Raw genomic sequence first — 14,368 nt, forward strand, 5'->3', positions numbered from 1 at the left:
GCACTGATTAGGATTACCCAACCTCGGAGAAAGGAAAAGGCGTGGACAAAATGGCTAATAACAACGCCATTCTCCGTGGCGGTGCTGCTGCAGAGGTATCGCTCGATGAACTCTTCGGTGCCGTCGAGCAGGAGTGGCAGGATCAAGCGTTGTGCGCGCAGACGGATCCAGAGGCATTCTTCCCCGAAAAGGGAGGTTCCACCCGTGAGGCAAAGCGTATCTGCCAAGCTTGCGCGGTGCGCGATGAGTGCCTGGAATACGCGCTGGAGCACGATGAACGCTTCGGAATTTGGGGCGGGCTTTCGGACCGCGAACGCCGCCGCCTCAAGCGCGAGATTGGTTAATTAAGTTGTGTGTGCTCTAGCCCTTGGCTGCGACCCTGAGTGGTGTGGCCAAGGGCTAGAGTTTTCTCTGTGGTGCGAAAAGTGTCCCTACCAGCTATAGCGCGGGTCTACCTCCTCTGGGGCGAGGTTTAAGTAATTGGCCACCAGGGCGGTAATGACCGTGCCGAGGAGCTCTGCGCGCTCGGCGGAGGTCACGGCACGCTGCTCAATGGGCATGCGGAAGATAACGAGCCGGGCGCGGGTAGGGCTACCAGCGGAATCGACACCGGCGGGCACGATGCGGCCGAGCGGCACGGGGCCATCGGCAATGATTTCATCCGGCAGCACCGTCATATCCGCCGAAAGGCGCATGCGCGGGATGGTGTCTACCGCAAGGTCGAGCCCGCGCAATTGCGGGGCGAAGGCGTGCTGAATGGGTGCGTAGGCCTCGAGGACGGCGGCATCGAAAAGCTCGCGGGCGCTGCGGTAGCGTGGGGTTTGCTGCGGCAGAAGGGGCCCGTGCAGGCCGCGCCCGTGGCGATCGTGGGCGGGGCGGATATGCGGGCGGGGGCGAGCAGCGGTCATGGCGTTGATTCTAAAGCTCTAAGGTTGCGCAATAAGTGCAGCCACGCCGGGGAAGTACTATCTAAATCTCAACCAAGGGTTTAGACTAATGCGCGTGACTGAATCTCGCCATTGCTCCCGCCCAGGCTGCGGCCGACCCGCCGTGGCGACGTTGACCTACGCATACGCGGATCAAACCGCCGTGGTTGGCCCGCTGGCAGAAGAGGATAACCCGCACAGCTGGGATCTCTGCAGCACCCACCGCGACCGCATCTCCGCGCCGGTGGGCTGGGAGCTGGTGCGCGTAGACCGCATCGAGCTCGACGAGGATGACGACCTTATGGCCCTGGCCCAGGCGGTCAAGGAAGATGGCAGGGTGACCACTGGGCTTGTCGATGACCGCAGCGCCGGCTCCGGGGCAGATCCCATCGATTACGCCGCCACCTTCGATGGCGCTGATCCCGCCAATTCCAATCATCCGGTATTTCGCACCCGCCGCGTGGCCTATGCCAAAAAGGCCCGCCGCGCTCACCTGTCCGTCGTTCCTGATGCGCAGAGCGAAGATAATTCTGCCGAGAGGCAGGACACGGACACCGAATCTGATTAAAGCAAGGGCGCTGAGCACAGCGCCTGAGAAAACTCGCGCTACCTAGCCGCAGACACGGAAGGAGCACTGCGCTAGTTGCCCGTAGGCAGGGAGTATTATTGCGAGGTATGCGAACTCGTGAGCATCTTGATGCAGTGATTAAGGCCTATGACGTCCGTGGCGTGGTGGGCGAAGATATCGATGAAGACTTCGTGCGCGATACTGGCGCCGCCTTCGCCGCAATCCTGCGCGAAGAAGGCGAAAACACCGTGGCTGTAGGCCACGATATGCGCCCGTCTTCTCCCGCGTTGGCGCAAGCCTTTGCTGAGGGCGTGGTGAGCCAAGGCCTCCATGTGACGCTTTTGGGGCTTACCTCTACGGATGAGCTCTACTATGCGGCGGGTTCTATGGAGTGCGCGGGCGCGATGTTTACCGCCTCCCACAACCCGGCGAAGTACAACGGCATCAAGCTCTGCCGCGCCGGTGCCGTCCCCGTGGGGCAACAGACTGGGTTGGAAGAAATCAAGCAGATGCTTATCGATGGCACCCCAAGCTACGACGGCCCTAATGGTGCCATCGCCGAGCAAGAAATCCTGACCGGCTACGCGGACTTCCTGCGTCACCTCGTGCCGCTGGAAGAATCCAAGCCGCTGGTCGTCGCCGTCGATGCCGCCAATGGCATGGGCGGGCACACGGTCCCGGCCGTTTTCGATGGCCTGCCCTTTGATGTCCGCGATCTCTACTTTGAGCTCGACGGCACTTTTCCCAACCACGAGGCGAACCCGCTGGATCCCAAGAACTTGGAGGATCTGCAGAAATTCACCGTAGAGCAAAACGCCGATATCGGCCTTGCCTTCGACGGCGACGCCGACCGTTGCTTCGTGGTGGATGAAAAGGGCCAGCCGGTATCGCCGTCTGCCATCTGCGCGCTGGTGGCCAGCCGCTACTTGGATAAGTTCCCGGGCGCGACCATCATCCACAACCTGATTACCTCCAAGACGGTGCCGGAGCTCATCGCGGAAAAGGGCGGTACCGCCGTGCGCACGCGCGTGGGCCACTCCTTCATTAAGGCCCAAATGGCCGAGCACACGGCGGCCTTTGGCGGCGAGCACTCCGCGCACTACTACTTCCAGGAATTCTGGAATGCCGATTCCGGCATGCTGGCCGCTATGCACGTCCTGGCCGCGTTGGGACAGACGGATAAGCCGCTCAGCGAGCTCATGGCGGAATACTCCCGCTACGAGGCCTCCGGCGAGATCAACTCCACGGTGGCGGATCAAAAGGCCGCCACCCAGGCCGTGCTCGATGAGCTGGCGGATAAGATCGAATCCGTCGATGAGCTCGATGGCGTTACGGTCGAGCTCAAGGACACGGACGCGTGGTTTAATGTGCGCGCTTCCAATACCGAGCCGCTGCTGCGACTCAATGTTGAGGCGAAGACCTCCGAAGAGGTCCAGCAGATTGTGGACGAGGTCCTCGCCATCATCAGGCGCTAATTACTGGAATCGCCGAATCACTGCGCGCGGGAGTGGGCGACCATGTCGTCCCACTCCACGTACTTCTTTCGCTCGCGGCCTTCGCGCTCGCCCAAAGCGCGCTCAGCGGCATCGAGGCGTTGCCAATCCTGCCAGGTGAGGTAGTCGATGCCCTTATCCGCGAAGGCCTCGGTGATATCGCCGGCGGTGGGGGACGGTAGGGTGCCCGCGGCGGCATCATCAAGCAGCATGCCAATGGTTTCGCTGGCATCGGACTTGGTATTGCCAATCAGGCCCACGGGCCCGCGTTTTACCCAGCCGGTGGTGTAGAGGCCGGGCACGATGGCGCCCTCTTCGTCGATGACGTGGCCGCCGTCATTGTTGATGACGTTTTTCTCGCTATTAAATGGCACGCCGTCCACGGCGTCCGAGCGGTAGCCCGTGGCAAAGTAGACCGCTTGCACTGGCCACGTGGTGAATTTACCCGTCCCGCGCACGCTGCCATCGCCGGTCAGCTCGGTGCGCTCCGTTTTAATCCCGCTCACCCGGCCGTTCTCACCGAGGATCTCCACCGGCTGCTCAAAGAGATGAATCTGCAGCGTATGCGGGGCCTTTTTAGGATCGCGAATGGCATATTGCTCAAGAACCTGGCACACCAAATCCGTCGACTTGCTGGAAGCGCGTGCCTCTAGCGAGGCCTCATCGTAATCAATATCTTCGGGGGAGACGACCACATTGATGTTATCCGAGTGGTCGAGCTCTTTGAGCTCTTGCGGGGTGAACTTGGCTTGGGCGGGCCCGCGGCGCCCGAAGACGCGTACGGTCTCTGCCTTATTTTGTGCCAACGAATCGTAGACATTATCGGCGATCTCGGTCACCTTAAGTTCATCGCCAGTCTTGGCCAAGATACGCGAGACGTCCAGGCCCACATTGCCCACGCCGATGACAGCGACCTCGCTGGCGGAGAGGTCCCATTCGCGCTCAAAGCGCGGATTGCCGTCATAGAAGCCTACGAATTCACCGGCGCCGTGCACGCCCTGCAGCTGTGCGCCAGGGATATCGCGGTGGCGATCGCCTACCGCACCGGTGGCAAAGACGACGGCATCGTAGTGCTGCTGCAGCTCGTCCACGGTGATATCGCGGCCGATGTGCACGTTGGTAAGCAGGCGAATCTGCTCCGTGTCCAATACGCGGTGCAGGGATTTAATGATGCCTTTAATGCGTGGATGGTCAGGGGCCACGCCGTAGCGGATGAGGCCGAAGGGAGCGGGCATCTGCTCAATGAGATCGATGTGTACATTGCCACCGGTCTTTTTCACCAGGATGTCGGAGGCGTAAATGCCAGCGGGGCCGGCACCGATGACGGCTACGTTTAAGGGTTTATCTGACACGGTAATTTTGCCTTTCTTGTCTGCGTAGTCTCCCGCGGTGGGATGAAGGGAACGAAGTTCTCAATAAATATGCACAAATAGACCACATAGTCTATTTATCGTGAGTGAGCGCGGGATTTCTCTTAAGAGAGTGAACCGTATGGTCTGTTTGCACACAAGCGGAAGAATTAGATTCTTTATTAAGCCTTCTCAAAGTGCAGGTCATAGCTTTGGGGAAAGTGAAAATAAAACAGACCGCTTTGTCTGTAATCTATAGACGGGTAGGTTTTCCCTCAACGCTTTGAAAGGGAGGTCTACACCACATTATGGCTACCGCAACAACGACCAAACGCAAGCCACGCGCCAATAAGCCCGAGGGCCAGTGGAAAATCGACGGTAAAGAACCGTTGAATAACGATGAGGCCATCAAACAGGATGATGGTGGTCTCTCCGCTAAGCAGCGCGTGATAGACATCTACTCCAAGCAGGGATTTTCCTCCATCCCGCCGGAGGATTTAGCACCGCGCTTTAAATGGTTAGGCCTGTATACGCAGCGCAACCAGAACCTGGGCGGGGAGATGACCGCCAAATTATCTAACGCGGAATTGCAAGATGAATACTTCATGATGCGCGTGCGCTTCGATGGCGGCCGCGCCGATCCAGCCAAGCTGCGCGCGGTGGGAGAAATCTCGCGCGATTATGCCCGCTCCACCGCGGACTTTACGGATCGCCAGAATATTCAGCTGCACTGGATTCAGATCGAAGACGTACCCACCATCTGGGACAAACTCGAATCTGTGGGCCTGGGCACCTTGATGGGGTGTGGCGATGTGCCGCGCGTCATCTTGGGCTCGCCGGTCGCGGGAGTTGCCGAGGATGAAATCATCGATGCCACCCCAGCCATCGAGGAGATTAAGAATAATTACTTACCGCGCGAGGAGTTCCATAACCTTCCCCGCAAGTTCAAAACCGCTATTTCCGGCAATGCGCGCCAGGACGTGACGCACGAAATTCAAGACGTTGCCTTCGTCGGCGTCAACCACCCCGAATATGGCCCCGGCTTTGACTGCTTTGTGGGCGGGGGACTATCCACCAACCCGATGCTCTCGCAATCCTTGGGCGCGTGGGTGCCACTCGAGCGCGTGCCGGAAGTATGGGCCGGTGTGGTCAGCATCTTCCGCGACTACGGCTTCCGCCGCAACCGCAACCGTGCGCGGCTGAAGTTTTTGGTGGCTAAATGGGGCATCGACAAGTTCCGCCAGGTCCTCGAGGAAGAGTACCTGGAGAAGCCGCTTGCCGATGGCATCCCGCTCGAGGTTAATCCCGGCAGCCGCGATCACCTGGGCGTGCACAGGCAAAAGGACGGCAAGTTCTACGTCGGCGTAAAACCCACCGTGGGCCATGCAACGGGCGAGCAGCTCATTGCCATTGCCGATGTCGCGGAAAAATTCGGCATTTCGCGCATCCGTACCACCTCGATGAAGGAATTGCTCTTCCTCGATGTGGAAGAAGACGATATTCCGGCACTTTCGCGCGCGCTGGATGAAACGGGCCTGTATTCCCAGCCCACGGAGTTTCGCCGCGGCGTCATTTCCTGCACTGGGCTGGAATTTTGCAAGTTGGCGCACGTGACCACGAAGGCCCGCGCCATCGAATTGGTGGACATCCTCGAAGACACCCTGGGGGATTTGGATGTGCCCATTTCCATCGCACTCAATGGCTGCCCCAATGCGTGCGCGCGCTCCCAGGTATCCGATATCGGACTTAAAGGTCAGATCGTCACCGATGCCGATGGCAACCGCGTCGAAGGATTCCAAGTCCACCTAGGCGGTGCCCTCGGCCTTTCTCCCGACTGGGGCCGCAAGCTCCGCGGACACAAGGTCGTAGCCGATGAGGTACCGGACTACGTCATACGGCTGGTCAATAAATATAAGGAACAACGCGAAGAAGGCGAGCAGTTTCGCCACTGGGTACTGCGCGCCGAGGAGGAAGATCTGCAGTGAATTTCCGCCGTAAACCTAATCCCAATCGCAATCACCCCACCTTTTGCCCTTACTGCGCCGGCACCGATCTGTTCCCGGATGAAGAAGACGACTTTGCCTGGAATTGCCAGGAATGCCTGCGCGTATTTTCGGTCCGCTTCCACGGCCAAGACGATGCCCCCGTGGCACCGGCCCCGGCCGTTTCTTCCACCGAAGCCCTGCAGCGCTCCCTAGCCCGCCGCGGACACTCCACGGCTCCGGTGGATTAAGGATGCACCATGACCACACTCATCACCTTGTCCCACGGCTCGCGCCACCCGGGCGCCGCCGCTGGCATTGAACGGCTCACCCAGGCCGCTGCTGCCGCGATACCAGCCCGCCCTGCTTATCGGGCGGCGCACCTAGAGTTCAATACTCCCGATCTCACCGCAGCTGCGGTCGACCTCGCCCGTTGTGGGGAGGATACGGCCGTAGTCATTCCATTGCTCTTTACGCAGGGCTACCACCAGCGCGTTGACGTTCCCCGCGTTATTGCCGCGGCCGAACAGGCCTCAGGCGTGCGCTTGGTACAAGGCGAGTGCTTGGGCGGAGGGCGCGCCGCAGAACATAGCGTACGAGATGTGGGCAGGCGGGAAGCCGCAGAAGCGGACCTGGCGGCGGTGCTCGCGGCACGCGCAAGGCCGGAAGATACCCACCACGTCATCTACTCCGTCGGTTCCTCTGATGCTGCGGCCAATGACTCCATCCACCGGCTGGCCGTTCGGGTATCCCAGCTCACCGGCGTCCCCGCCACGGCCGCGTTTGCCACCCGGGGCGGCAGCAATGACATTCATGCATTGGCAAGAAGCACTGCGCGAATGCGGGTTATCCCGCTGTTTGTCACCGCAGGACTGCTCCTTAAACCACTGTCATCTACCCCCAGCAATGTCACCGTCGATCCCGTTCTTGGTACCGATCTCGCTGGCATCGTTGCTGCTCACTACCACATCGCCCAGGAGGTCGGTGTTCCATGCTAACCCTGATTTTAATCGCCGTGGCCGGTGCGGCCGCCCAGCTTGTCGATGGCGGCATCGGCATGGGCTTCGGCGTCACCTCAACCACCATCCTTCTCCTCGCGGGCCTTGGGCCCGCCCAAGCCTCCGCCGTCGTCCACACCGCTGAGCTGGGGACCACCGCAATGTCGGGCCTGAGCCACGCCCGCTTTGGGAATGTGGATTGGAAAACCGTCTTCCGGCTGGGTGTGCCGGGTGCCATCGCGGCGTTTATCGGCGCCACCGTGCTCTCCAATATCTCCACCGATGCGGCAGCCCCGATTACCGCGCTCATCTTGGTGGCCATCGGCAGCAACCTCATCTGGCGCTTTTCCCGCCCGCGCCGGACGAAGTTCGTGCAAAAGCGCAGCCATTCCACCCCGTTTTTGATCGGGCTCGGTTCTGTTGGCGGCTTCGTTGACTCCACCGGTGGCGGCGGCTGGGGTCCGGTATCCACCTCCACGCTCATGGCCATTGGCCGCGAGCAGCCCCGCCGCATTGTCGGCACGGTAAATACCGCCGAATTCCTGGTCACCCTGGGTGCCACCCTCGGCTTCGTCGTTGGATTGTGGCAGGATATCGTCGCCAACCTCTCCGCCGTGTTGGCCCTGCTCATCGGTGGTTCCATTGCCGCCCCGATTGCGGCATGGGTAATTTCCCGGATCGAACCGGTCGTCCTCGGTGGCTTGGTGGGTACGGCCATCGTGGCTCTCAATATTGGCAAGGTTTTAGGCGGGCTAGAAACCTACTTCGGGCTGAAGGTACCGGGTTTTGTCTCCCCGCTGCTCATGGTCCTAGTCCTCGTCGTGGGCATTTCCGCCACCATCCATGGTGCCCGCGCTACCCGGGCAGCCCGTGCGAGGGAGCTGGAAGCCGAAAACGCCGAAACCAAGGCACACGCGGAATTTCATGCCGCAGGCTTTGCCCACAGCGCGGCCGGTGCCTCCAAGGGCGAAAGCGCCGTGGAGGAATCCGCACCGCAGGCGGATAAAGCCTAATCGCTGGCAGGGTCGAGGCCGGCAACCTCGCCAATGACATACACGGCGGGGGAGGAGACGTTATTGTCCTCCATCGTCTGCGCCAGGCGTTCTAGATCGCAGCGAAATTCCCGCTGCGTATCCAGGGTGCCCTCCTGAATAATCGCGCACGGCGTCGACCCAGCAAGCCCGCCGTCTTGCAATGCCCTGGCAATCGCCGGGGCATTTTTCACGCCCATGATGATGGACAAGGTCGCGCCGGACTGGGCCAGGGCGTGCCAATCCACCAGGGACTTCTCGTGGCCAGGCGGCAGATGCCCTGATACGACGGTAAAGCCGTGAACCATTCCGCGCTGGGTGACGGGGATGCCAATGCCCGCGGGCACGGAAACCGCGGAGGTCACCCCTGGAATGACGGTGGTGGGGATAGATGCCTTGGCTAGGGCCTGTACCTCTTCAAAGCCGCGGCCGAACACGAAAGGATCGCCGCCCTTCAGCCGCGCTACCTTCCGCCCGGCTTGGGCGTGCTCGATGAGCAGCTCGTTGATCTTGTCCTGGGTAATCGACTTCTTGTAGGGCAGCTTGGAGACATCGATAAGCTCCTTGGCTGAAATATCGCAGAGTTTATCCAATTGCGGGGCCGGACCCAGGTGATCGGTCAGGATGACCTCGGCCTCCTGCAAGGCGCGCATGCCGCGAACCGTAATCAGGTCCCACGCGCCGGGGCCGCCACCGATAAGGGATACGGGGTGAATCTGTGCGGACGTCATGCCGCACCATCATAGTGGGAGCCAGACTATGCTTGAGCGATATGGATAACGGTTTCACTGAGGGTTCCGCCTATGACACCGAAACGGTGCGATTTTTTGATGTCGCCCACGAGGGCGCGCAGATTCGTCTGCTCGCCGGGCAAATGGAGCGCTGGGGTGAGATCCTCAACGGGCTCAATCCGCGCTCCCTGGTCATCTTGCCCACCGATGCCATCGCCCGCGAGGCAGCGCACCTCGGCGTCGGCTTGGCCGAACCGCTGCGCATCCCGCTGGTGGTGACGGAATCGCTGCCGCAATACGTGGGCGCGCTCGATATCGTCGTGGCGGTGGGCGAGCCCGCAGAATGCGATTGGGCCTCCCGCGCGCTCATTGCGGCGAGCCAGCGCGGCGCCACCACCATCCTGGTGGGCCCGGCAAGCGGCCCCTTGGTAGAGGATTGCCCGGAAGACACCCTGATTGCCCCGTCGCTTCCCACCGCAGAGGGCTGCTCGCCGGCGCGATTTATCACGGCCCTGTACGCGCTGTGCAGCATCGTTCATACCTCCCCGCGCGCGGTGTGCGAAGAATTAGAGGACCTTGCCGCCGCCGTGGACCGCGAGATCGAGCAGCTTTCGCCAGAGCGCGATGATGCCATCAATCCCGGCCGGCAGCTGCGCGAATACGCCGAGGGCGCGCGGATTATTCACTCCTGCGTCATCGATCCCTATGCATATGCCGAGCGCCGCGAGCGCGTACACATCGATACCTTGGTCGCCCGCATGGCAGCAACCATCTGGGCTGTGCACGGGTTGCCCGGCACTTTCGTCGAGCCCGCTGACCTGCGCGGCGCACTCGATCGGGGTGCTGAATCTAGTACGGCGCCCGCGCCTGCCGATGACCTTTTCTACGACCCCTTCATCGACGGTGCTGGGGCGGATGCACCTTTGATACCCTTGAAAGTGATTTTCTGGGGGCAGGAAGAGGCGAACCTGCCCAACTCGCTTGCAGTCCGCAGCACCGACCCGGAACCGGGCCTTGGGCATCTTGCCCGCTCACTGCAGCTTATTACGCGGAGTTTTGCCGCGACCGCCTACGAGATTTCTAAAGGATAGAAATAAATGCAATTACTGGAAGGCGCTACCCGCAACTACTCGTGGGGTTCGCGCACCCTCATCCCTGAGCTGCGGGGCGAAGAAGCCGCAGAAAAGCCGGTGGCTGAACTCTGGTTTGGCGCCCACCCAGGCGATCCCTCCACGGTGGATGGCCAGCTTCTCAATGAGGTTATTGCGGCGGATCCAGAAGGCCAGTTGGGCGCTCGAGTCTATAAAGAATACGGCGAGAACCTGCCGTTCCTGTTGAAGATCCTCGCCGCCGAAGATCCGCTGTCTTTGCAGGCCCACCCGTCTAAGGAGCAGGCCGAGGAGGGTTTCGCCCGCGAAAACGAGGCGGGCATTGCCCTGCAGGCTGCAAACCGCAATTACAAGGACGATAACCACAAGCCGGAACTTATCGTGGCGCTGTCGGATTTCTACGCCATGGCGGGTTTCCGTCCCCTGGCACAAACCCGCGAGCTCTTTGCCGCCTTGGAATGCCCGGAGCTTGAGCGCTACCTGGCCATGCTTGACGATGACCCCGCGGAATCCTCCGAGTCCGCCAACCTCCGGGTGCTTTTTACCACGTGGATTACCATCCCTTCGGCCAAGCGCAAGGAGCTCATTAAGGCCATCGTTGCCGCCGGCGAGCGCCTGATTGCCGTCGATCCCAAGGATTGGAAGGCGCGGGTCATGGCTACGGTGGTGGACCTTAATGACCGCTATCCTGGCGATATCGGTGTGCTTGGTGCGCTCTTGCTCAACCACATCGAGCTTGCCCCGGGTGAGGCCGTCTACCTCGATGCCGGGCAACTCCACGCGTATGTCTCCGGGCTGGGCGTAGAAATCATGGCCAATTCCGATAACGTTTTGCGCGGCGGGTTGACCCCGAAATTCGTGGATGTGCCGGAGCTGGTCAAGGTCCTGACCTATGCGGCCGCCAATGAGCCGCGGGTGCAGCAAAAGGATAAGCAAAACCAGGACAATGTCCACGGCGCCGAGGCGTGGTCCTATCCAGTGCCCATCGATGAATTCCTGCTCGACCGCGCCGAGCTCGGGCCGGATTCTTCCGTCGACCTCGACTATGACGGCCCCACCATCGCCTTGTGCACCGGTGGGTCCCTCAACCTGCGCAATGCTGCGGGCGAGGAATTGATCCTTTCCCCGGGCCAGGCCGCATGGCTGCCGGCCTCCGACGGCATGGTTACCGCCCAGGCTCACGCTGTAGAAAAGGAAAATCCTGAGGGCAGCACGGCGCAATTATTCGTCGCCCGAGTCTAAGCGGCCTCACAACTATGCCCCCTTGCTGGAAAATCCCAGCAAGGGGGCATTTTTAGGCGCTAGCCGCGGTGAAAAGTTAGCGCGCAGCAGAAGAACTGGCGGCTGAGCTTCCCGTTGCCGGGAGATCCGTGGGTTCTTGGTTTCCTGGCTGCTGCGTAGGAACAAGCTTCTCGGTTGCCTGCGGCTCGGCGTGGGACTTATTTTTCGTCTGCTGTGTACCAGAAGGCGCGCCCGCTCCTGCACCGTGTCCCTCTGTAGTGGCATCGGGAGCCGACGGGGTGCGCTGCGTGCTCGACTCGGGACGAGGCTTGTGCGGAGCCTGCGTCGCTGGCGGCGCCGGGATACCGGATTCGGCGGGCTCCTCCGGCTTACCAGGCTTGCCGGGCTCGCCACCTTGATCAGGCTTCTCTTCGCCCGGGGCAGGGGATGGAGCCGGTGAGCTCGGTGCCTGGGACGACGGTGCTAGGTTATCCGGCTTGCTGGGGTTGTCTGGGACCGCCTGCATGGTGCCGGTGCCTGTGCCGTTACCATTTTGCGGCACCTGCCCGCCCTGGTTAGACGGGGCATTATTAACGGAAGTTCCTGGCGAGTACACATTTTCGGGGCGGTACACCTTGGTAGGGCGGGTGGCCGCGTGGGGATGCGTGACGGCATTCGGCGCCAAGTATGGGTCCGTTGATTCAGGGTGCTGGTGGTCTGATTCACCGGCGCCAGAATTGGCCTCTGCGGGGGCAGAGTTTTCCGTCGAAGGCTTCTTATGCGTCGACGATGTCGTCGACTCTTCAGCGGAAGTATTTTTTGGTGCCACGGTAGAGGTAGGGGACTCATTCGCGGCGTTGGAGTAACGGGCGCTCGGCGTGCTCATGCGCCACACGCCCACTCCCACGACGACGGCGGCGATAAGGCCGAGCACGATGAAGACGTACACGCGACGTGAATCTGGTTTCATCGTGCCCTCCTTTCTTGGTTGCATAGGGTGGGTAACAAGTTGATAACGAGAGTATCATGTATTGGAATTTCCGCGACAGGCTGCGGATTCCGTGATATGTAAACAACGTGGAGATGAGAAATGGCAGTGCTTATGCAATCCTTTTCATGCCCGATTTTTCTCCGCCGGAAAAGCGTGTATAAATGGCGCTAAACCCGTCGAAGGAGTGATAGATGAGCAGCTGGGACGAAGAGATTTTTAGCACCGATCTCAACGTGGATTTTCTAGATGAATTAGCAAACCTCGATGAAGAAGGGGTAATCCGCGCAGTACAGGATGCCTGCGAGGTGGCCCGCAGCAAGGACGATATAACCGAAGAGGAACAACTCAACGCCCACGCTGCGGCCACGATCGCCGCCATTTGGGCGGGTGCGCCGTTCAGTGCCAGCGAAACCGTTGAGGACTACCCCTATATTAGGGACTTGGTGGGAACCGTTGACGATACCTTGACCGAAAATGCCCTCGAGATCTTGGACACCGTCGAAGAAGACTACGACGTGGAACCTTTTATCGAGGCACTTTCTTAAAAACCATGTCCTTCGGTGCCAAAGGCGCCGCCACAGAGCAGAAAGGATTCTGCGTATCTCACCATGCTCATAAGCATTGAAGGCATTGACGGCGCCGGAAAAAATACGCTTGCGACCGCAGTGCGAAGCGCCCTCGAAGTCCCGGTAAGGACCATAGCCTTTCCGCGCTATGAGACCTCCATCCACGCGCAGCTCGCGCGCGAGGCGCTGTACGGAAAGATGGGCGATCTCACGGATTCGGCCTACGGTATGGCCACGCTCTTCGCCCTCGACCGCTTTGGGATAAAAGAGGAATTGCGGGCGGCGAAGGAAACCCGCGAGATAGTCATCTTGGATCGCTATGTGGCCTCCAATGCTGCCTATTCCGCGGCCCGGTTGCGCGACGATAGCCTCTTCCAGTGGGTCTACGACCTAGAATTTGGTACCTTGGGCCTGCCGAAAGCGGACCTGCAGGTGTATGTGGATACGGCGGTGGAGGTGGCATCGGCAAGAGCGCAGTCCCGGGCCGCCACCGATTCCACCCGCGAGCGCGACCACTATGAACGCGATGGGGGATTACAGGAGCGCACCGCCGCCGCCTACCGGTGCTTGGTCGAATCCGGTTGGGGTGGGCGCTGGATCGCCACCGCCGATGCGGATACTATTACGGCAGCAATTAATGACCTTGTAGGAGATTAAAACGTGGCGCCAACGATTTTGGTCGTGGATGATGATCCAGCGATCTCGGAAATGCTGACCATTGTCCTTGAATCTGAGGGACTAAACCCCGTCCCCGTCATGGATGGCAACGATGCCGTTCCTGCCTTCCGCGAGCACGAACCGGATCTCATCCTTTTGGATCTTATGCTGCCGGGCATGAACGGTGTGGATATTTGCCGCACCATCCGGCGCGAATCCGCGGTGCCCATCGTCATGCTGACCGCCAAGACCGATACCGTGGACGTGGTCTTGGGCCTTGAATCCGGCGCGGATGATTACATCACCAAGCCCTTTAAGCCGAAGGAGCTCATCGCCCGCATTCGGGCGCGCCTGCGCCGCACCGATTCCGCGGAACCGGAAACCCTTGAGGTCGCCGACCTGATCATCGACGTGCCGGAACACACGGTGCGCCGTACCGATGGCACCGAATTGAACCTGACCCCGCTGGAGTTCGATCTCCTGCTGGAAATGGCGCGCCACCCAGGCCAGGTGCATACTCGCGAGTCACTCCTGGAGTCCGTCTGGGGCTACCGCAATGCCTCCGATACTCGTTTGGTGAACGTGCACGTGCAGCGCCTGCGCGCCAAGATCGAGCACGATCCGGAAGATCCGCAGATCGTGCTGACGGTGCGCGGCGTGGGGTATAAGACCGGCAAGGCCGGTGCCGGGGAGTAAGGAAACATCAGAATTCTGGACCGCGTGCGGCGCATTCGTGACGCCATAGT

At 60.6% G+C, this 14,368-nt stretch carries 16 protein-coding genes; 12 read left to right on the plus strand and 4 right to left on the minus strand.

What is annotated here, in order from left to right; genetic code table 11:
- Nucleotides 1-50 precede the first annotated feature (50 nt).
- Nucleotides 51-344, plus strand: a complete 294-nt coding sequence (locus tag HMPREF1267_RS03600; protein WP_005277485.1) for a WhiB family transcriptional regulator — start codon at nt 51-53, stop codon at nt 342-344.
- An 87-nt stretch (nt 345-431) separates the two neighbouring features.
- Here the strand turns inward: HMPREF1267_RS03600 and HMPREF1267_RS03605 are convergent, their stop codons facing one another.
- Nucleotides 432-908 carry a metallopeptidase family protein gene (locus tag HMPREF1267_RS03605; protein ID WP_005281750.1) on the minus strand — a complete coding sequence of 159 codons (477 nt, stop codon included), beginning with the start codon at nt 906-908 and terminating at the stop codon, nt 432-434.
- Between the two features lie 88 nt (nt 909-996).
- Here HMPREF1267_RS03605 and HMPREF1267_RS03610 point away from each other — a divergent pair, with 88 nt between their 5' ends.
- Both HMPREF1267_RS03610 and HMPREF1267_RS03615 read left to right on the plus strand, forming a co-directional pair.
- Entirely contained in the window at nt 997-1,494 is a 498-nt protein-coding gene (locus tag HMPREF1267_RS03610) for a DUF3499 domain-containing protein (RefSeq protein WP_023016906.1), read from the plus strand.
- 107 nt (nt 1,495-1,601) lie between these two features.
- Entirely contained in the window at nt 1,602-2,969 is a 1,368-nt protein-coding gene (locus HMPREF1267_RS03615; protein ID WP_023028429.1) for a phosphomannomutase/phosphoglucomutase, read from the plus strand.
- Nucleotides 2,970-2,986: 17 nt separating this feature from the next.
- On the opposite strand, the gene HMPREF1267_RS03620 is transcribed toward HMPREF1267_RS03615, so the two are convergent.
- A complete protein-coding gene (locus HMPREF1267_RS03620; protein WP_023028430.1) occupies nt 2,987-4,339 on the minus strand; it encodes an FAD-dependent oxidoreductase in 1,353 nt (450 codons plus the stop codon).
- A gap of 305 nt (nt 4,340-4,644) precedes the next feature.
- Between HMPREF1267_RS03620 and HMPREF1267_RS03625 the strand changes: the two genes are divergently transcribed.
- Genes HMPREF1267_RS03625 through HMPREF1267_RS03640 form a run of 4 tightly spaced genes read left to right on the plus strand, consistent with a single transcriptional unit; the run spans nt 4,645 to nt 8,329 of the window.
- A complete protein-coding gene (locus HMPREF1267_RS03625; RefSeq protein WP_023028431.1) occupies nt 4,645-6,321 on the plus strand; it encodes a nitrite/sulfite reductase in 1,677 nt (558 codons plus the stop codon).
- A complete protein-coding gene (locus HMPREF1267_RS03630) occupies nt 6,318-6,569 on the plus strand; it encodes a hypothetical protein (RefSeq protein ID WP_005277497.1) in 252 nt (83 codons plus the stop codon). The genes HMPREF1267_RS03625 and HMPREF1267_RS03630 overlap by 4 nt, the downstream gene beginning before the upstream one ends.
- 9 nt (nt 6,570-6,578) lie before the next feature.
- Nucleotides 6,579-7,316 (plus strand): sirohydrochlorin chelatase, encoded by a 738-nt coding sequence (locus HMPREF1267_RS03635; protein ID WP_023016907.1) that lies wholly within the window; start codon nt 6,579-6,581, stop codon nt 7,314-7,316.
- Entirely contained in the window at nt 7,310-8,329 is a 1,020-nt protein-coding gene (locus tag HMPREF1267_RS03640; protein WP_023028432.1) for a sulfite exporter TauE/SafE family protein, read from the plus strand. The genes HMPREF1267_RS03635 and HMPREF1267_RS03640 overlap by 7 nt, the downstream gene beginning before the upstream one ends.
- Here the strand turns inward: HMPREF1267_RS03640 and cobA are convergent.
- Nucleotides 8,326-9,078: a uroporphyrinogen-III C-methyltransferase gene (gene cobA, locus HMPREF1267_RS03645; protein ID WP_023028433.1), complete on the minus strand. Its 753-nt coding sequence runs from the start codon at nt 9,076-9,078 to the stop codon at nt 8,326-8,328. The two genes, HMPREF1267_RS03640 and cobA, sit on opposite strands and share 4 nt — an antisense overlap.
- 41 nt (nt 9,079-9,119) lie before the next feature.
- Here cobA and HMPREF1267_RS03650 point away from each other — a divergent pair, with 41 nt between their 5' ends.
- Entirely contained in the window at nt 9,120-10,169 is a 1,050-nt protein-coding gene (locus tag HMPREF1267_RS03650; RefSeq protein ID WP_023028434.1) for a hypothetical protein, read from the plus strand.
- Nucleotides 10,170-10,175: 6 nt separating this feature from the next.
- The gene (manA, locus tag HMPREF1267_RS03655) at nt 10,176-11,429 is read left to right on the plus strand and encodes a mannose-6-phosphate isomerase, class I (protein ID WP_023028435.1); all 1,254 of its coding nucleotides are present in this window, start codon (nt 10,176-10,178) and stop codon (nt 11,427-11,429) included.
- 76 nt (nt 11,430-11,505) lie between these two features.
- Here manA and HMPREF1267_RS03660 read toward each other — a convergent pair whose 3' ends face one another.
- Nucleotides 11,506-12,378: a hypothetical protein gene (locus HMPREF1267_RS03660; protein WP_005277506.1), complete on the minus strand. Its 873-nt coding sequence runs from the start codon at nt 12,376-12,378 to the stop codon at nt 11,506-11,508.
- A gap of 212 nt (nt 12,379-12,590) precedes the next feature.
- On the opposite strand from HMPREF1267_RS03660, the gene HMPREF1267_RS03665 reads away from it, so the two are divergent.
- The 3 genes from HMPREF1267_RS03665 to mtrA all read left to right on the plus strand — a co-directional run bounded on the left by HMPREF1267_RS03665 (nt 12,591) and on the right by mtrA (nt 14,318).
- Nucleotides 12,591-12,944 carry a DUF4259 domain-containing protein gene (locus HMPREF1267_RS03665; protein WP_005277508.1) on the plus strand — a complete coding sequence of 118 codons (354 nt, stop codon included), beginning with the start codon at nt 12,591-12,593 and terminating at the stop codon, nt 12,942-12,944.
- 63 nt (nt 12,945-13,007) lie between these two features.
- Nucleotides 13,008-13,622 carry a dTMP kinase gene (locus HMPREF1267_RS03670; protein WP_023028436.1) on the plus strand — a complete coding sequence of 205 codons (615 nt, stop codon included), beginning with the start codon at nt 13,008-13,010 and terminating at the stop codon, nt 13,620-13,622.
- 3 nt (nt 13,623-13,625) lie between these two features.
- Nucleotides 13,626-14,318: an MtrAB system response regulator MtrA gene (gene mtrA, locus HMPREF1267_RS03675; protein WP_005281774.1), complete on the plus strand. Its 693-nt coding sequence runs from the start codon at nt 13,626-13,628 to the stop codon at nt 14,316-14,318.
- Nucleotides 14,319-14,368: the final 50 nt, after the last annotated feature.

It is taken from the genome of Corynebacterium sp. KPL1824 (assembly GCF_000478095.1).
GTDB lineage: Bacteria > Actinomycetota > Actinomycetes > Mycobacteriales > Mycobacteriaceae > Corynebacterium > Corynebacterium accolens.